Below are 17,814 nucleotides of genomic sequence, written 5' to 3' on the forward strand. Positions count from 1 at the left end.
GCGATCAGTCAAACAGATCGCGATGAGCGGACACGTATTGCGCGACGGTTTGAGCAGGTCGGCCGATGAGGCGCTCGACGTCGTCGGTGGAACGGTTGTAGCGATCCTCGCGATGCAACCGCGCCATCGTGGCGATGTGCTGCCGCACGTGCTCGGGCACATCGACGGAGTCGAGCAGGCGGCGTTCGTCATCGGCCGGGAGGTTCTCGCCGATGATCGGCCGTCCGAGCCCTTCGGCGAACTGCGCGGCGAGACCGTCGATGTCGAGCGCCTGCGGTCCGGTCAGTTCGTACACCGCTCCGATGTGGTCGGCGGGATCGCGAAGCAACGCTGTCATGACCGCGGCGACATCCACCGCGGCGATGGGCGATGTACGGCCCGCCCCGAACGGCAGCGCCAGCACGCCGCGTTCCTTCACCGTGGTTGCGCCGAGCATCGTGAACAGCGGGTTATCCAGGAAAACCGTTGGGCGGACATGGATCACGGGCAGTCCCGACCAGTTGAGCACATGCTCGGCGAGCCAGTGCAAACGCTGGTGCTTGGACTCTCCGGTACTGGTCAGGGTCATCTGAGACACCGTCATCTGCGACATGTTCACGATCGCTTCGAGGTGGCCGCGGTCCAGCGCCGTCGCGCACACCTCGGCGGTGGCCAGCAGGTAGTCCGCCGCGACACTCATGTTGAAGAACATGCGACGCACCCCTGTCAGCGCGTCCGCGATGTCCGCGGCGTGCGTCAGATCACCGACGACGACGTCGGCGCCGACGTCCCGAAGATGTTGCGCCCGTTCGTCATCGCGACGCACCATGGCCCGCACCTGCTCACCGTCGCCGAGCAGCAACTCGACGACCGTGCGGCTGACGCTGCCGACTCCGCCACCGGCGCCGGTGATCAGGTACATACAACTAGCCGCGCGGGCTCACGCTAGATGCATCCGCTGACGCTGATGCGCCGGCCGACGCTGGCGCACACGTTGACGTTCGGCGCCGGCGGAGGCGGCGGGACGTAGGCCGGAGGCGGCGGGGGTGGCGGGGGTGGCGGTGGCGCATCCGACGGCGGCGGGGGCGGCGGTGCGGCAGGCGGCGGGGGTGGTGGCGGCGGTGGCGCCAGGGCCTGGTTGAGATAGGAGAACGGGTCGCTGCATCCGGAGACGTCGACGAACCTGCCACCGACGGATCCGCACACCGTGGCGTCGGCGGTCGGGGGTGGCACGTTGACCAAACCACCGGCGAACAGCACCGCCGCGGCACACATCCAAATCTTGCGCACTTTCGCTCCTTCGCGTGACCGCCGTCGATAGGACGGGATGCGATTGTCGCAGTTATCGCGGCTGCTGTGTCGGTATCGACACGGCGTTTCTCCAGGACGTACCGATCCTTTGCTGTATCAACGCTCTCGAACCCGCTGATCGGGCTGCGAGACCGAGTTGATCGCGACACCAGCCAGCTTTTCGCATTCTGGATGCTGTGATTGCGGACAGACCGATCGTCTCGCCCCGCTGCGCATAGCTGTGATCGGAAAGAATGGGCTTTCTGCTCTCATCGGGGATCTGCACGGACGGGAAACCGGGTTTGCTGGCCAGTCTCGGGCCTCGGATCCGACCCAGACTCTGGCCAAATTGCCAGGTTCATCCACTTCCGTGTGCAACGACTTCGGAGTATGTTTGCTGCGACGCAACGGCGTGCCGGGGGACCTCAGGGGTGTGGCGCCGCCAGGTCGGCCCATCTGTTCAGCCAATCCGGGAATGCTCATGCCTGCTCGAATCACCCGTCGCACCCACGCGCGGGTCGCTCTCCCCGACACGCACAATGCGTGGTAACGCCCCGAAGACACCATCAGGCCGTCGACGGTCCACCGGGTCGATGCGGGTTCAACTCACCCTCATCGCCGTGGCCATGGGGGTGGCACTACTGGGCAGCATCGCGATCGCGAATGCGCCGGCCAACGCGGCCGACGTGTGGCAACCGAAGAAGCCGCCGCTGTCGACCAGGTGGACCCCGTTGGTGGGGCCCAACAACGCGCTTCCGGAATACCCGCGCCCACAGCTGGCGCGGGCGAAGTGGTTGAACCTCAACGGACTGTGGGGCTACACCGGCCGGCCCGCCTCGGCGACGACGAGCACACCGCCCGCGGAACGCGACTACCGCGACCAGATCCTGGTGCCCTTCCCGACGGAGTCGGCGCTGTCCGGAATCGGCCGCCACGACGATCAAATGTGGTACCGCAAGGTGTTTCAGGTTCCCGATGACTGGGACGATCAACAGGTGCTGCTGCACTTCGGCGCCGTCGACCAGATCGCCACCGTGTGGGTGAACAACAGGCAGGTGGCACGTCACGAGGGTGGTTACACCGAGTTCAGCGCCGACATCACCAGCGCACTTCGGGCGTCGGGACCACAAGAGCTGGTCGTACGGGTCGATGATCGCAACGAAAAGGGCGGCTTCGCCGTCGGCAAGCAGCGCTACAACCCGGCCGGGCTGTTCTACACCGGGGCATCGGGCATCTGGCAGACGGTGTGGCTGGAGCCGGTGCCGAGGGCACATATCGAGAAACTCGATGTCACCCCGGATCTGACCAGTTTCACTGTGACACCGCGTGTTTCAGGTGCGACCGATCAGCGCACCGAGGTGGTGGTCTCCCGACCGGGCGGCGATGTCGTGGCCCGCGCATCGGGTAAGCCCGGCGCCACGCTGCGGCTTTTGGTGCCGTCCCCGCATGTGTGGACACCCGAGGATCCGTTCCTCTACGACCTGACGGCCCGGCTGGTGACCCGGTCCGGCAAGGTGGTCGACGAGGTGTCCTCCTACGGCGGCCTACGCACCATCGGCACCGTCAAGGACGCGCAGGGCAGGTCGCGAATCGCACTGAACGGCAAGATCACGTTCCTGCACGGTCCGCTGGATCAGGGTTACTGGCCCGACGGCATCTACACCGCGCCCACCGACGAGGCACTGAGGTTCGACCTCGAGCAGATCAAGGCGCTCGGAATGAACTTCGTCCGCAAGCACGCGAAAGTCGAACCGGCCCGGTGGTATTACTGGACCGACAAGCTCGGGCTGCTGGTCTGGCAGGACATGCCGTCACTGGACGTGTCGCTCGATATCCCGACGGGTCCCGCGCCGACTCCACGCCGCGACGCGCAGCGGCATTTCGAGAACGAACTCTCCGAGATGGTCCATCAATTGAGCAGTGTCACATCGATCATCGGCTGGGTGCCGTTCAACGAGGGCTGGGGTGAGTACGACACCGCCAGGATCGCGCGCGCGGTCAAGGCCGAGGACCCGACCCGCATGGTGGTGCCGAACAGCGGGGCGAACTGCTGCAAGTCCCGCGGAGACAGCAGGGCGGGCGACATCTTCGACGACCACACGTATGTGGGTCCCGGCCGGCCGCTGGTCCGTGACGGCCGGGTGACCGTGGACGGCGAATACGGCGGCCTGGGCCTGATAGAGGAGGCCAACCGGTGGCCAGGACCGCCGATGGCCTACGAGATGGCCGACAGCAGGGAGAGGCTGACCCAACGCTACGTGGAGGTCAGCGTCGACCTCGAACGCATCGTGCACGATGTCGGCCTGTCGGGCGCGATCTACACCCAGACAACGGATGTCGAGAACGAGGTCAACGGGTACATGACCTACGACCGGCAGGTGATGAAGCTCGATCTGCCGGTGGTGGCGGGACGCAATCGGGCGGTCATCGCCGCGGGGTCACGCTAGCGTTCGACCGCTGACGAAGACCCGACGTGCGCCGGTGATCGGATCGTCGAATTCGAGACGGTGTGCGAGCAGCTGCAACGGCGTCGAGAAGTCGTCGGGTGCCACGTCGACCACGTTCGGGTACAACGGGTCCCCCGCGATCGGCAACCCCAGCGAGGCCATGTGCACCCGCAGCTGATGGGTGCGTCCGGTACGCGGCGTCAGCCGGTACAGCCCGTCTCCCAAGTGCTCGACCCGCGTCTCGGCGTTCGGCTCGCCCAGCACCTCCGCGGCCTGTAACCGGCCGCGCTGCTTGACGATCCGGCTACGCACCACGGTCGGCAGCGCGAACTCCGGGTTGACGCAGGCGCGCGCCAGGTACGTCTTGTGGACGAGGCCCCGCGCGAACATCGTCTGGTACGCGCCCCGCACCTCACGTCGCGTCGTGAGCACCAGTACGCCGGCCGTCAACCGGTCCAACCGGTGTGCGGGCGACAACGCGGGCATGTCGAGTTCGCGTCGCAGCCGCACCAGCGCCGTCTGTGCGACGTGGCGGCCGCGGGGCATCGTCGCAAGGAAGTGCGGTTTGTCGACCACGACGATGTCGTCGTCGCGGTAAAGGATCGGAATGTCGAACGGAACCGGAACCTCTTCGCACAGTTCGCGATACAGGTAGACATGCGCACCCGGCGGAAGCACCGTCTCGACGCCGACGACGGTGCCGTCGGGCATCACCACCTCGCCGTTGCGGACCTTCGCCGCCGCGCTCTCCCCGAACCGGTCGGCCAACTCGACGAGGACCGACCCGCCCCGTAACCGCAGACGCGCCGGGCCGAGCCCGTCGCGCACCGGCAAGGGTGGGACACGCCTCAATTGAGCGGCACCGGCTCGAGAATCTCGGCACGCGCCTCGGGCGCGGCGGCACGCAGCGCATCCGCGGACTCGTCGTCGGGTTCCTGCTGCGAACGCACCTCGGCCTCGACGCGGGCGAGGTACGTGGAGACCTCGCGATCGACGTCCTCGTCGGTCCAACCCAGTACGGGCGCAACCACTTCCGCCACCTCGCGCGCGCAGTCCACGCCGCGGTGCGGGTATTCGATCGAGATCCGCATCCGGCGGGCCAGGATGTCCTCGAGGTGCAGCGCGCCCTCGGCGGCGGCGGCGTACCGCGCCTCCACCTTGAGATACACCGGCGCCTCGGTGATCGGCGCCAGCAGATCCGGCCTGCCCTCTGCCATCTGCAGCACCTCACCGATCAACGATCCGTACCGGTCGAGCAGATGGCGCACCCGGTACGGGTGCAGACCGTAATGCGCTCCGACGCTTTCGGTTTGGTTGATCAGCGCGAAGTAGCCGTCGGCGCCCATCAGCGGAACCTTCTCGGTGATCGACGGCGCCACCCGGGCAGGCACGAACTCGGCGGCGGCGTCGATCGCGTCGGCACCCATGACCCGGTAGGTCGTGTACTTGCCGCCCGCGATCGCCACCAGCCCGGGGGCGGGCACGGCGACCGCGTGTTCACGCGACAGCTTGGACGTCTCCTCGCTCTCCCCCGCCAGCAGTGGCCGCAGTCCGGCGTACACCCCGTCGATGTCGTCGTGCGTCAACGGCGTCGCGAGCACGCCGTTGACCGTCTCCAAGATGTAGTCGATGTCCGCCTTGGTGGCCGCCGGGTGGGCCAGGTCCAGGTTCCAGTCGGTGTCGGTGGTCCCGATGATCCAGTGCGTACCCCACGGAATGACGAACAGCACCGACTTCTCGGTGCGCAGGATGATCGCGACCTCGCTGACGATGCGGTCACGCGGGACGACGATGTGCACACCCTTGGACGCGCGCACCCGAAAGCGTCCGCGCTGCTTCGACAATGCCTGGATCTCGTCGGTCCACACCCCGGTGGCGTTGACGACGACGTGGCCGTGCACCTCGGTGACACGGCCGTCCTCGGAGTCACGCACCTCCACGCCGACGACCCGGTCACCCTCGCGCAGCAGCGACACCACCTGCGACGAGGTCCGCACCACCGCGCCGTAGTGCGCCGCGGTACGGGCCACGGTCATGGTGTGGCGCGCGTCGTCAACGACGGTGTCGTAGTAGCGAATACCGCCGATCAGCGACGAACGCTTCAGGCCGGGCGCCAGTCGCAGGGCACCCGATTTCGTCATGTGCTTCTGCGGCGGAACGGATTTCGCCCCCCCGAGTTGGTCGTAGAGGAAGATGCCCGCCGCGACGTAGGGCCGCTCCCACCAACGGTTGGTCAGTGGGAACAGGAACGGCATCGGCTTGACGAGGTGCGGGGCCAACGTGGTGAGCGACAGTTCGCGTTCGTGCAGTGCCTCACGCACCAGCCCGAACTCCAACTGCTCGAGGTAGCGCAGGCCGCCGTGAAACATTTTCGACGAACGGCTCGAGGTGCCCGACGCGAAGTCGCGCGCCTCGACGAGGGCCACCTTCAGCCCGCGCGTCGCCGCATCCAGCGCGGCGCCCGCGCCCACGACGCCACCGCCGACGACGATGACGTCGAACTGCTCTTTGCCGAGGCGCGCCCAGGCTTCAGCCCGCTGCTCGGGACCCAGGAGTGTCTGCCCGTTCGCGGGGATCGGGTCGCTCACTGAATCGCTCCTAGTTACTGGTCGGTACGGTTCGCCCGGTCCCAGATTACGTGGACTTAGTCCAGATCGTCGTGCGCCATCAACCTTCTAGCCGCCTCGATTATCGACCCGGAAAGCGACGGATACACCGACAGCGTCTGGGCCAGGTCGGTGACGGAGAGGTTGTTCTGCACCGCCAGGGCGATGGGCAGGATCAGCTCCGAGGCGATCGGGGCGACCACGACACCGCCGATCACGACACCGGTGGCGGGGCGGCAGAAGATCTTCACGAAACCCAGGCGAAGCAGCGACATCTTGGCCCTGGCGTTCGTGTTCAGCGGCAGCATGAGCGTCCGCGCGGGGACGTCGCCACGGTCGATGGCCGTCTGCGGCACCCCGACCGCGGCGATCTCCGGCCTGGTGAACACGGCTGCCGAGACGGTGCGCAGCCGGATCGGCGCCACCGCCTCACCGAGCGCGTGATACATCGCGATGCGTCCCTGCATGGCGGCCACCGAGGCCAGCGGCAGCAGACCCGTGCAGTCACCCGCCGCATAGATCCCGGCCGCCGATGTCCGCGACACCCGGTCGACCTTCAGATAGCCGCCCGGGGCGAGCTCGATACCGACCTTCTCCAGTCCCAGCCCCGACGTGTTGGGCACCGAACCCACGGTCATCAGCGCGTGACTGCCCTCGACGGTTCTGCCGTCGGCCATCGTCACCAGGACTCCGTCCTCGGTGCGGGTGACGGATTCGGCGCGGGCGTTCTTGACCAGCTTCACGCCGCGGGCGGCGAACGCCTCCTCGAGGACGGCCGCCGCGTCGGAGTCCTCGTGCGGCAGGATCTGGTCGCGGCTGGCGACGACGGTGACGGGGACGCCGAGCTCGGTGTAGGCGTTGCAGAACTCGGCTCCGGTGACGCCGGATCCGACGATGATCAGGTGACGGGGCAGTTCCGTGAGGTCGTAGAGCTGGCGCCAGTTCAGGATCCGTTCGCCATCGGGTTTGGCGTTCGGCAACACTCGCGGGCTGGCTCCGGTGGCGATCAGCACGACGTCCGCCTTGAGGATGCCGACGCGGCCGCCGGGGGTGGTGACCTTGACCCGGTGGTGGGCCATGCCGGCGATGTCGTCGACCAGCTCAGCGCGCCCCTGCACCACCGTGACGCCCTCGCGCAGCAGCTGATGGCCGATGTCGGCAGACTGGGACTTCGCAAGCGTCTTGACGCGGTTGTGGATCTGGTCCAGCGAGATCTTGGCGTCTTCAATGGCGATGTCGAACCCGAGACCCGCAGCGCGGCGCAGCTCGGTGCGCACACCGGTCGAGGCGATGAACGTCTTGGACGGGACGCAGTCCCACAGCACGCACGCACCGCCGATGCCGTCAGAGTCGACCACCGTGACCTCGGCAACCTCGGGGCCGCGGGCCGCCGCCACGAGTGCCGCTTCGTAGCCGGCCGGGCCGCCGCCGATGATCACGATGCGCGTTGCCACGGCCACAACGCTAGTCAAGCGGTTCGCTGATCGCGCAGCCTGTCGGCGAAGCCGGTTGAGGAGGCTTTAAAGTTTCCTGGTGCCGCTCTACGCCGCTTACGGATCCAACATGCATCCCGAGCAGATGCTGGAGCGGGCACCGCATTCGCCGATGGCGGGAACGGGGTGGCTGCACGGCTGGCGGCTGACGTTCGGCGGCGAGGACATCGGCTGGGAAGGCGCGCTCGCCACCGTCGTCGAAGACCCGGCGTCCAGCGTGTTCGTCGTGCTCTACGACATGACCAAGGAGGACGAGGCGAACCTCGACCGCTGGGAGGGTTCGGAGCTCGGCATCCACAAGAAGATCCGCTGCCGCGTGCATCGCACCTCGTCGGACACCAGCTTCGAACCGGTGCTGGCCTGGCTGTACGTCGTCGACGCGTGGGAGGGCGGCCTGCCGTCGGCCCGCTATCTCGGCGTCATGGCCGATGCCGCCGAAATTGCCGGCGCACCATCGGAATACGTGCACAACCTGCGCACCCGCCCGGCCCGCAACATCGGCCCCGGCACTAGCTGAGCGACGCCGCCCGCCGACGCGCGAACATGCGCTGCTCGACGATGCGCTCGACCTCTCGACGGACATCGCGGCGGATCGTCCGCCACAGGTGCGCCCGGTCGACACCAGGATCGCGCGCGGCCGCGGCAGCCCAGCGCAGGACTCGGCCGGGCGAGAAGACCTGTTGCGGTGGGACGACCCGGCAGAAGGCGTCGGTGAGTTCGGTCATCCCGTCCGGCCGGGCCGCGAACCAGCGGTAGGCGGCGAACTCGATCGGCGAGACCGCATCGTCGCGTCCCAGCAGGTTGGCCCACTGGTACATCGGCAGACACTGCTCATCGCGGTCGAGTTCCCACGCCTGCAGTGCGCGGTCGAGTTTGGCCGGTTCGTCGAGGACCGGGGCGGCAGCCTCGCCGAGCAACCGTCCGAAGCGCAGCGCATCGCGGATGCCCTGCGCGGTGACCGGGTCCTTGAAATGCCCGGAATCGCCCGCCAGCGCCCACCCCGGACCGTGCGAGTGCCGGAAGTAGGAGGGGTGCTCATACGAGATCAGGATCTTGCTGACGCGCGTGCAGCCGGTCAGCCGTTTGGCGAACGGCTCAACGCGCGCGATCGTCGCTTCGAACGCCGCCTCGGAGTCGGCACGGAACTCGTCGGCGCGACGCACCGGCGGCATCTGCAATGCCACCAATTGCCCTCCGTCGCAAGGGAACACGGTGACGAGGTCGTCGTCCTCACGCCATTGCATGGCCAGGTCACGCAGGTCGTCGTGCGCGTCCTCGTAGTAGGCGTAGGCCATCATGCGCTGGTTTGGCCAGTGGTGGTGGGTGCGCGCATCGACGAGGCGAGCGACGGTTGACTTGCGCCCGTCGGCTCCGATGACCAGTTTCGCGGTGATCTCGCCCGTCGAGCCGTCGCGCTGCCGGTAGCGCACCCCCGAGACCCGGCCCGAGGGATCGCGGAGCAGGTCGGTGACGCGGACGCGCTCACGCACGTCGGCGCCCGCCTCACGCGCGGTCTCGACGAGGGCCATGTCGAGGCCGGGTCGGCGGACGCAGCCGCCCGCGGCCAAGCCCTCGTACACGCTGGGCGCACCGACGACCTCGACGCCGGGGGCGCCGAGACCTGCGCGGGTGTGCAAAGGCGCGCCAAGGGCGGTCACCCGGTCGCGGGCGCCGAGCCGCTCGAGCTCGGCCCAGTGGTGCGTGAAGAACAGGTGTGTCGACAGGGTGTCGGAGGGGAAGCTGGCGCTGTCGAGTGCGACGACGCTGCGCCCTCGGCGGGCAAGCGCGATCGCCGCGGCCGACCCGGCACAGCGACTGCCGACGATCACAACATCGGTCTGCTCAGGCATGGCGACAGGATGCCAGCTCAAACCCAATTTTGTAAGTCTTTTCATTTTTTGAATCGACTTGTAAATTGCGCTGGTGGCCTATCCTTGCCGGATGTCCGCCGGGCCGCTGGAGACCGCACCGACGATGGCGGCCGCCCGAGCGGGTCGGCGTCGCGCCCGTACGCGGACGGCCATCCTGGACGCCGCCGAGGTGGTCTTCGGACGCGAAGGCTACGAGGGTGCGCGTATCGAGGAGATCGCTGAGCGCGCCGACGTGTCCGTCGGCTCCATCTACAGCCACTTCGACGGCAAACGCGGGCTGTATCTGCAGCTCGTCGATCGGGCTCTCGGCCTGTTCACCGAGTACATGGAACGCAGTGAGGATCCCTCGCTGACCCCGCTGCAACGCGTGCTGGCAGGCGGCGACGCGTATCTGCGCTTCCATCTCGACCATCCCGGCGCGTTTCATTTCCTGGCGTATCGCAGCCCCGGCGCCCAACCGCTGTCCGGAGACGACGACACCGAGGCGCGCATCCGCGACCGGGTCGGTCTGTTGCTGCGCCGGTTCGCCGGGCAGATCGACAATGCGATCGCCGCCGGTGAGGCGCGGCCGGTGGATTCACTGCGGCTGACCCACTACCTGTGGGGTGCGTGGAACGGCGTGATCGCCCTGCGTCAGCAGCCCGACGGACTGCGCATCTCCGACAAGGAGATCACCGAGACGTTGGAACTCGCGCGCTGGCTGTTACGTGAAGGGCTGGCCACCAGTTCGCTGCGCGATGCCAATGGTGAAGTGGGAGAACGAGTTCCGTTGCCGCGGATCTCAGACGCCCACTAGTCCCGCAAGAGACGGATTGAACAGAGGGTTGTGGGTGCGACAACAACCATGAGTTCAATCTCGACCATAGGGCCGAGATTGCAACTTTCGTCGTGGGCGGCGGTGACTCCCACCCGTCTTAGAACTGGGCGGCCTGGTCGATGATGTTCACCAGGAACCGAACGCCCACCGCGAGTGCGCGTTCGTCGATGTCGAACGTCGGCTGGTGCAGATCCAACTGCGGCCCGCGGCCTGTCCACACCCCCAGCCGCGCCATGGCGCCCGGCACCTCCTCGAGATACCACGAGAAGTCCTCGCCGCCACCGGACTGACGGGTATCGCACAGCACGTCGGGACCGATCGCCTCGATCGCATGGGTGACGATGCGCGTCGAGATCTCCTCGTTGACCACCGGCGGCACCCCGCGACGGTATTGCAGGGTGTGCTCGATGTTCAGCGGCGCTAGCAGCGAGGTAATCGCTTCGCGGACAACGGATTCCAGGGTCTCCCAAGTTTCGCGACTCGCGGTGCGGATGGTTCCTGCCAGCGTTCCGGTCTGCGGGATCGCGTTCGCCGCGGTGCCCGAATTGACCGCGCCCCACACCATCACCGTGCTGTTGCGCGGATCGATACGCCGGGACAGGATCCCCGGCACACCGGTGATCAACGTGCCGATCCCGTACACCAGGTCTCCGGTCAGGTGCGGACGCGAGGTGTGCCCACCGGGCGAATGCAGCGTCACCTCGAGCTGATCGGCGGCCGACGTGATCGGGCCGGGGCGAACCGCGATCTTCCCGACGGCCAGCCGCGGGTCGCAGTGCAGCGCGAAGATCCGCGACACCCCCGTCAGCGCGCCCGCCGCGATCGCGTCGATCGCACCACCCGGCATCAACTCCTCGGCGGCCTGGAAGACCAGCCGCACGCCGACCGGCAGTTCGGGGACCGACGCCAGCGCCAGCGCGGTGCCCAACAGGATCGAGGTGTGCGCGTCGTGACCGCAGGCATGCGCCACGTTGGGGACCACCGACGCATACGGCGCCCCGGTGCGCTCGGCCATGGGCAGTGCATCCATGTCGGCGCGCAGCGCGATCTTCGGCCCGTGTTCCGGACCGACGTCACACGTCAGACCGGTACCGCCCGGCAACACCTTGGGGTTGAGGCCCGCGTCGGCCAGATGGGAGGCGACGAACTGGGTGGTGGCGAACTCCTGACGGCCCAGCTCGGGGTGGGTGTGCAGGTGGCGCCGCCAGGCGACCAGATCGGAATAGTGCGCGTCCAGCCACAATTCGGTGGCGTCGTGCAGCGTCATGACGCCCGCCTCGCCTTCAGCTCCAGCACCCGATCGCGCTCGGCCGGCGTCTCGGCCAACCTGACCACAGTGCGCGCCAGCATGATCGCACCCTCGACCACGGCCTTGTCCGCACCCGGCCGGGCTGCGGCCTCGGCGAATGCCGGCTGATGCACCGACGCGTCACCCGCGTCGATCCCGACGATCGGATGGATACCGGGCATGAACTGGGTGACGTTGCCCATGTCGGTGCTGCCCAGCGGAAAAGCCGCTTCGAGTTCGGCGGAAACTGGTGAGCGGCCGACCCGCGTCATCTCGTCGCGGAACGCCTCAGCCAGCCAGGAGTCGGGTGTGAGCTCGTCATAGGGCGGTTCGGTCTCGGACACCGCGTAGTCGCAACCGGAGGCCACCGCCCCCGCGAGGAAGCAGTCCGACATCCGCTTCTCGAGGTCGCGCAGCGCCGCCTTGTCGTTGGCCCTCATCGTGTAATGCATCTCGGCGCGGCCCGGGATGATGTTGGTGGCCTGGCCGCCATCGGTGACGATGCCGTGCATCATCTGGCCAGGTGCCAGCTGCTGACGCAGTAACCCGATCGCCACCTGCGCGACGGTGATCGCGTCGACCGCGTTGACGCCGAGGTGCGGTGCCACGGCCGCATGTGATTCCTTGCCTCGATACTCGACCGCGACCTGCGACAGGGCCAGCGAACGGGCCGCGGCGATGTCGAGCGGGCCGGGATGCAGCATCACGGTGGCGGCGATGTCGTCGAACGCTCCGGCGTTGAGTAGCAACACCTTTCCGCCGCCGGCCTCTTCGGCGGGCGTGCCGAGCAGGGCCACCGTCAGCCCCAGCTCGTCGGCTACCTCGGCCAGCGCCAGTGCGGTGCCGACCGCCGACGCGGCGATGATGTTGTGTCCGCAGGCATGTCCGATGCCGGGCAGCGCGTCGTATTCGGCGCAGATCCCGATGACCAGGGGGCCGCTGCCGTACTCGGCACGGAAGGCGGTGTCCAGACCGCCGGGCGCCCTGGTGATCTCGAAACCGCGCTCGGCGACGAGCGCCTGGGTCTTCGCACAACTGCGGTGTTCGGCGAACGCGAGTTCGGGTTCGGCGTGAATCGAGTGCGACAGCTCGACCAGATCGCCATGGCGTCGGTTGACAGCGTCTTCGACGCAACTCGACGCGGTGGCGGTGGGCATCCTCGAAGTATCTCACTGCATCGGGCGACGCCGGTGGGACGGCTAAGCTGCCCACCGTGACGACGCCGGATGCGGAAGCCGCGAGGTCGGCGGAACAGATCCGTCAGCGCACCGGCGTGGACGAGCACGACGTCGCAGTCATCCTCGGCTCAGGCTGGGCCCCCGCCGCCGACGAACTCGGTGACCCGGTCGCGGTGGTGCCGATCGCAGAGCTTTCCGGCTTCACCCCGCCCGCAGCGGAGGGGCATCGCGGCCAGCTGTTGTCGCTGCGCCACGGCGACCGGCGAGTGCTGGTGTTCGTCGGCAGAATCCACGCATACGAAGGCCACGACCTGCGCCACGTCGTCCATCCGGTGCGGGCGGCATGCGCGGCCGGGGTGCGCACGATCGTGCTGACCAACGCGGCGGGCGGCATTTGCGAGGACTTCGCCGTCGGTCAGCCGGTGCTGATCAGCGATCACCTGAATCTGACGGGCCGGTCACCGCTGGTCGGCGCCCAATTCGTCGATATGGTCGACGCTTACTCTCCGCGGCTGCGCGCCGTCGCTCACGAGATCGATCCGTCGCTCGCCGAAGGCGTCTACGCCGGACTGAACGGACCGCAGTACGAGACGCCGGCCGAGATTCGGATGCTGCGCACATTGGGCGCGGATCTCGTCGGGATGTCGACCGTGCACGAGACCATCGCCGCGCGCGCCGCGGGGGCGCAGGTGCTGGCGATGTCGTTGGTGACCAACCTCGCGGCGGGGATAACGGGGCAGCCGCTGAGCCACGACGAGGTGTTGACGGCGGGCCGTCAGTCCGCGACGCAGATGGGTTCCCTGCTCGCCGGGGTGATCTCCCGGCTCTGAGGGGTAAGCCGTCCGCTCAGCCACACCATGCCCCGGGCCAGCAGCGGCGCGGCGAACAGCATGAGCAGGATCCGCACCACCTGCGCGGCGATGATGAAGGTGACGTCGGACCCCGTCTCGACTGCGGTGGCCAGCACCGCGTAGACGCCGCCGGGGCTGGTGGCCAGATAGCCGGTCAGCGGACTCACCCCCGCGACGTGTGCCAGCACCACGCCCAACCCCGCGGTCGCGGCGCTGAGTACGACGATGAGGCCGACGGCCGTGGGAAGCATGCGTCCCACCGCGCGCAACGAATCGCGGGTGAACGCCAGCCCGGCCTGCCAGCCGATCACGGCGTAGCCGATCTGCACCAGCAGCACCGGCACCGACAAGCCGAAGGACAGGCCGGACACCTCGAGGACCACCGTCAGCGCCAATGGTCCCAGCAGACCCGCACCGGGCAGCCGGATCCACCGACCGACGGTGGCGCCGACAACCACGAGCGCGACGAGCATGCCGATGCTCAGATACCAAGGTGCGCTGTCGGATTGGGACATCGTCGCACTCGGATGCGACCTGTCGGCGTGGTAGATCAGCGTCACGAGCACGGGCATCGACGCCGTCACGAGCGCGACGCGCAGATATTGCACGACCGACACGATGCGATCGTCGCCGCCGAGTTCGCGGGCGATCGCGACCAGCCCGGACGCCCCGCCGGCCACCAACGCCAGCGAGCCCGTCAGCGGGGTGACGTCACGGTGCATCGCGAGGACCGCCCCGCACACGACGCTGAGCGCCAGCGTGGCGACGGCGATGATGAGGACGATCGGCCAGTGCGGTCCGAGCGCATCGACCGCGTTCTCCTGAACCATCGTGCCGATGTAGACACCGAGGACACCCTGCGCGGCGACGCCGGCAGGACGGGGTACGCGACTGGGTGCCAGCGCCAACAGGGCAAGCACGACGCCCACGGCAAGCGCGGCGAACAGCGCGGCCGACGGGACGCCGAGGAGATCGAGGGGGTAGGTGACGCCGATTGTCACCGCGACCAGCAGTGACCATCTGAGCAGCTGTCTTATCACCATTGATCCCAAGTATTCTCTTACTAACTTGTCCATGCAACCCGCTGTTATATACGTGACATCCGCAGAATTACCAAGGTATAACTTGTATATGGACCGTGGTGAGTCAAGTCGCAGGTCGGCCGCCACCGAGCTGCGGGAATCGATCGTCGCCGTCAACCAGCAGATGCGTCGGCACCGCCCGGACCACGGGCTGACGCTGAGCCAGATGCAACTACTCGGCGAGGTGAGCCGTACCGGTGTCACCACGCCCGCTGAACTCGCGTCACGCCTAGGCGTGCGGGTGCAGTCGCTGACCGACAGCATCAACGCGTTGGCGGACCGGCAGCTGATCGCTCGTCGGCCAGATGAGGTCGACCGGCGTCGTCAGCTCATCGAGATCACCGCCGTGGGCACCGAACTGCTGGAGGCCGACCGCGCCGAACGTGACGCGTGGCTGCACGCGACCATGCGCGACAACCTGTCGGAGCTCGAGTTCGACCTGGTGATGCTCGTCGCGCCGGTGCTGCGCAAGATCGCATACGCCGACTCCACATAAGCCGACTTAAAACTGGGCACACTTACTGGATGACCGCGCGAGAGTGGACCTCGAGCATCGCGCAAGAATGGATCGCCCACGATCCCGATCCGAGCGCTGTCGCCGAACTACTCGAATGCGGCGACGCTGAGCTCGATGAACGATTCGCACACCCCCTGACCTTCGGCACCGCCGGCCTGCGCGGCCCGCTGCGCGCGGGTCCGAACGGGATGAACCTGGCAGTCGTGCTGCGCGCCACCTGGGCCGTCGCGAAGGTGCTCAAAGACCACGGCCTACACGGCCGCGATGTCGTGGTCGGCCGCGACGCCCGGCACGGTTCGGACGAGTTTGCGCTCGCTGCTGCGGAAGTTCTTTCCGCTCAGGGATTTTCCGTCACGTTGATGTTCACCGCCGTGCCCACTCCGGTGGTCGCCTTCGCCGTCCGCCACGGCGGCGCGGCGGCGGGAATACAGATCACGGCGTCACACAACCCTCCGACGGACAACGGCTACAAGGTCTACTTCGAAGACGGGTTCCCGATCGTGCCGCCGATCGACCGAGAGATCGAGCAGGCGATGGCCGATGCGCCGTACGCCGATGAGATTCCCAGGCGGGCAGTCACCCCGTCCGGAGTCAACGAGGTCCAGCGCTACATCGACCGGGCGGCGCACGTGCGCCACACGCACGGTGCGGCGCGAGTGGCGGTCACGCCGTTGCACGGGGTGGGTGGTGAGTTCATCCTCGACGCGTTGGTGCGCGCCGGGTTCACCGATGTGCACGTCGTCGAGAGTCAGTTCACGCCCGACCCTGACTTTCCCACTGTGGCGCTGCCCAATCCGGAAGAGCCCGGCGCCGTGGCCGCACTCCTGGAACTGGCCGCGGACGTCGACGCCGACATCGCGCTGGCATTGGATCCCGATGCCGACCGGTGTGCGGTCGGGGTGCCGACACCCGACGGCTGGCGAATGCTTTCCGGCGACGAAACGGGTTGGCTGCTAGGCGATTACATACTTTCCCAAATTGAGCCCGGCCCGGTCACGGCAGCGACCGTGGTGGCAAGTTCGCTGGTGTCGTCGCGGATGCTGGCATCGATCGCACGTGAGCACGGCGCCCGCCATGTGGAGACGCTGACCGGTTTCAAGTGGCTGGCACGCGCTGACGTCGACCTGCCGGCCTGCACGCTGGTATACGCCTACGAAGAGGCGATCGGACACTGTGTGGATCCGGCGTCGGTGCGCGACAAGGACGGAATCAGCGCCGCGGTGCTGGTGTGCGATCTCGTGGTGGCACTGAGGCAGCACGGCCGCACGCTGCTGGATGCGCTCGACGATCTCGCCCGTCGCCACGGAGTGCACACCACGACCGCGGTGTCGCGACAGGTCGCAAACGTGGATGAGGCGCAGGCGCTGATGCACCGCATCCGTACGGCGCCGCCGGACAGGCTCGCCTGCTTCGACGTGACGGTCACCGATATGCGGGACGCAACGGGCCCGCTGCGCACGGACGCGGTAGTGCTGTCGGGCGGCGACGGCGAAACGACGTTCCGAGTGGTCGTGCGACCGTCGGGCACCGAGCCGAAAGTCAAGTCGTACATCGAGGTTCGCTGCGGAGATGTGAGCGATCTGGATGAGACCCGGCAGCGCGCCGCGACATTGCAGACGGAGCTGCGGGAGCGCGCGCAGCGGTGGTGACAGCCGCTCGCTAGCGCGGCCCGAACTGACGGTCGCCCGCATCGCCCAGCCCCGGCACGATGTAGGCGACCTCGTTGAGTCCTTCATCGATCGTCGCCGTGTAGAGGCGCGTGCTCGGGGCCACCGCTTCCAGCGCGGCGAGCCCCTCGGGTGCGACCACCACGCAGATCGCCGTCACGTCAACAACATTGCGGGCTTGCAACAGCTTGATGGTGTGAGCCATCGATCCGCCGGTCGCGAGCATCGGGTCCAGCACGATCACGGGCTGGGTACTCAGATCGTCCGGCAGCGACTCCAAATACGGTGTGGGCTGATGGGTTTCCTCGTCGCGGGCGACGCCGACAAAACCGACGCGCGCCTCGGGGATCAACGCGTGAGCCTGGTCGACCATGCCGAGGCCGGCGCGCAGGACGGGGACCAACAACGGCGGACGGGCCAGCCGGTAACCCGTCGTCTCCGCCAGCGGAGTGCGGACGCTGATCTCTTCGGTGGCGGCGTCACGGGTGGCTTCGTAGACAAGCATGAGCGTCAGATCTCGTAGGGCCGCCCGGAACGCCGCATTGTCGGTGGCCGCATCACGCAGCGTGGTGAGCCGCGCCGCGGCGAGGGGATGATCCACGACGCGCACATCCATGGGCCGCACACTAGTGGAAGGGGTGCGACGCGGCAGCGGACCTGACGGACTTCGCGTCTAGCGCTGGCGTGCATCCATCGGTGGCGCATCGATGGAACCGGGGCGGGGCACG

16 protein-coding genes are annotated in these 17,814 nt (G+C 67.8%); 6 read left to right on the forward strand and 10 right to left on the reverse strand.

From position 1 onward, the window contains the following. Window positions 1-4: 4 nt before the first annotated feature. Window positions 5-901, reverse strand: coding sequence for an NAD(P)H-binding protein (locus G6N43_RS25625; RefSeq protein WP_083154420.1), 897 nt, complete (start codon window positions 899-901; stop codon window positions 5-7). Between the two features lie 23 nt (window positions 902-924). Then, entirely contained in the window at window positions 925-1,269 is a 345-nt protein-coding gene (locus G6N43_RS25630; RefSeq protein ID WP_163658205.1) for an RNA-binding protein, read from the reverse strand. 593 nt (window positions 1,270-1,862) lie between these two features. On the opposite strand from G6N43_RS25630, the gene G6N43_RS25635 reads away from it, so the two are divergent. Continuing rightward, window positions 1,863-3,716 (forward strand): glycoside hydrolase family 2 protein, encoded by a 1,854-nt coding sequence (locus G6N43_RS25635; protein ID WP_083153824.1) that lies wholly within the window; start codon window positions 1,863-1,865, stop codon window positions 3,714-3,716. On the opposite strand, the gene G6N43_RS25640 is transcribed toward G6N43_RS25635, so the two are convergent. Genes G6N43_RS25640 through G6N43_RS25650 form a run of 3 tightly spaced genes read right to left on the reverse strand, consistent with a single transcriptional unit; the run spans window position 3,708 to window position 7,776 of the window. Next, entirely contained in the window at window positions 3,708-4,544 is an 837-nt protein-coding gene (locus G6N43_RS25640; protein ID WP_179967921.1) for a pseudouridine synthase, read from the reverse strand. The two genes, G6N43_RS25635 and G6N43_RS25640, sit on opposite strands and share 9 nt — an antisense overlap. A gap of 20 nt (window positions 4,545-4,564) precedes the next feature. Next, window positions 4,565-6,304, reverse strand: coding sequence for a glycerol-3-phosphate dehydrogenase/oxidase (locus G6N43_RS25645; protein WP_083153829.1), 1,740 nt, complete (start codon window positions 6,302-6,304; stop codon window positions 4,565-4,567). 56 nt (window positions 6,305-6,360) lie between these two features. Further along, window positions 6,361-7,776 (reverse strand): NAD(P)H-quinone dehydrogenase, encoded by a 1,416-nt coding sequence (locus G6N43_RS25650; RefSeq protein WP_083154100.1) that lies wholly within the window; start codon window positions 7,774-7,776, stop codon window positions 6,361-6,363. 79 nt (window positions 7,777-7,855) lie between these two features. Here G6N43_RS25650 and G6N43_RS25655 point away from each other — a divergent pair, with 79 nt between their 5' ends. Further along, entirely contained in the window at window positions 7,856-8,332 is a 477-nt protein-coding gene (locus tag G6N43_RS25655) for a gamma-glutamylcyclotransferase family protein (protein WP_083153832.1), read from the forward strand. Here G6N43_RS25655 and G6N43_RS25660 read toward each other — a convergent pair. Continuing rightward, entirely contained in the window at window positions 8,325-9,665 is a 1,341-nt protein-coding gene (locus G6N43_RS25660) for an NAD(P)/FAD-dependent oxidoreductase (RefSeq protein ID WP_083153834.1), read from the reverse strand. The two genes, G6N43_RS25655 and G6N43_RS25660, sit on opposite strands and share 8 nt — an antisense overlap. A gap of 91 nt (window positions 9,666-9,756) precedes the next feature. On the opposite strand from G6N43_RS25660, the gene G6N43_RS25665 reads away from it, so the two are divergent. Next, on the forward strand, window positions 9,757-10,482 hold the full coding sequence (locus tag G6N43_RS25665; RefSeq protein WP_083153837.1) for a TetR/AcrR family transcriptional regulator: 726 nt from the start codon (window positions 9,757-9,759) through the stop codon (window positions 10,480-10,482). 118 nt (window positions 10,483-10,600) lie between these two features. On the opposite strand, the gene G6N43_RS25670 is transcribed toward G6N43_RS25665, so the two are convergent. Then, the gene (locus G6N43_RS25670; protein WP_083153839.1) at window positions 10,601-11,770 is read right to left on the reverse strand and encodes a M20 family metallopeptidase; all 1,170 of its coding nucleotides are present in this window, start codon (window positions 11,768-11,770) and stop codon (window positions 10,601-10,603) included. Then, complete coding sequence (locus tag G6N43_RS25675) at window positions 11,767-12,948, reverse strand: M20 family metallopeptidase (RefSeq protein ID WP_083153842.1); 1,182 nt, start codon at window positions 12,946-12,948, stop codon at window positions 11,767-11,769. Before G6N43_RS25675 ends, G6N43_RS25670 begins: the two co-directional genes overlap by 4 nt. Window positions 12,949-13,004: 56 nt before the next feature. On the opposite strand from G6N43_RS25675, the gene G6N43_RS25680 reads away from it, so the two are divergent. After that, window positions 13,005-13,799, forward strand: a complete 795-nt coding sequence (locus G6N43_RS25680; RefSeq protein WP_083153845.1) for a purine-nucleoside phosphorylase — start codon at window positions 13,005-13,007, stop codon at window positions 13,797-13,799. On the opposite strand, the gene G6N43_RS25685 is transcribed toward G6N43_RS25680, so the two are convergent. Continuing rightward, window positions 13,745-14,863, reverse strand: a complete 1,119-nt coding sequence (locus G6N43_RS25685; protein ID WP_179967922.1) for an AbrB family protein — start codon at window positions 14,861-14,863, stop codon at window positions 13,745-13,747. The two genes, G6N43_RS25680 and G6N43_RS25685, sit on opposite strands and share 55 nt — an antisense overlap. An 88-nt stretch (window positions 14,864-14,951) precedes the next feature. Here G6N43_RS25685 and G6N43_RS25690 point away from each other — a divergent pair, with 88 nt between their 5' ends. Together G6N43_RS25690 and G6N43_RS25695 are read left to right on the forward strand one after the other, a co-directional pair. Continuing rightward, window positions 14,952-15,398 (forward strand): MarR family winged helix-turn-helix transcriptional regulator, encoded by a 447-nt coding sequence (locus G6N43_RS25690; RefSeq protein WP_083153848.1) that lies wholly within the window; start codon window positions 14,952-14,954, stop codon window positions 15,396-15,398. Between the two features lie 29 nt (window positions 15,399-15,427). Beyond that, window positions 15,428-17,068 (forward strand): phospho-sugar mutase, encoded by a 1,641-nt coding sequence (locus G6N43_RS25695; protein ID WP_083153850.1) that lies wholly within the window; start codon window positions 15,428-15,430, stop codon window positions 17,066-17,068. A 10-nt stretch (window positions 17,069-17,078) separates the two neighbouring features. Here the strand turns inward: G6N43_RS25695 and upp are convergent, their stop codons facing one another. After that, entirely contained in the window at window positions 17,079-17,702 is a 624-nt protein-coding gene (gene upp / locus G6N43_RS25700; protein WP_083153853.1) for a uracil phosphoribosyltransferase, read from the reverse strand. Window positions 17,703-17,814: the final 112 nt, after the last annotated feature.

It is taken from the genome of Mycolicibacterium moriokaense, assembly GCF_010726085.1.
Taxonomy (GTDB): domain Bacteria; phylum Actinomycetota; class Actinomycetes; order Mycobacteriales; family Mycobacteriaceae; genus Mycobacterium; species Mycobacterium moriokaense.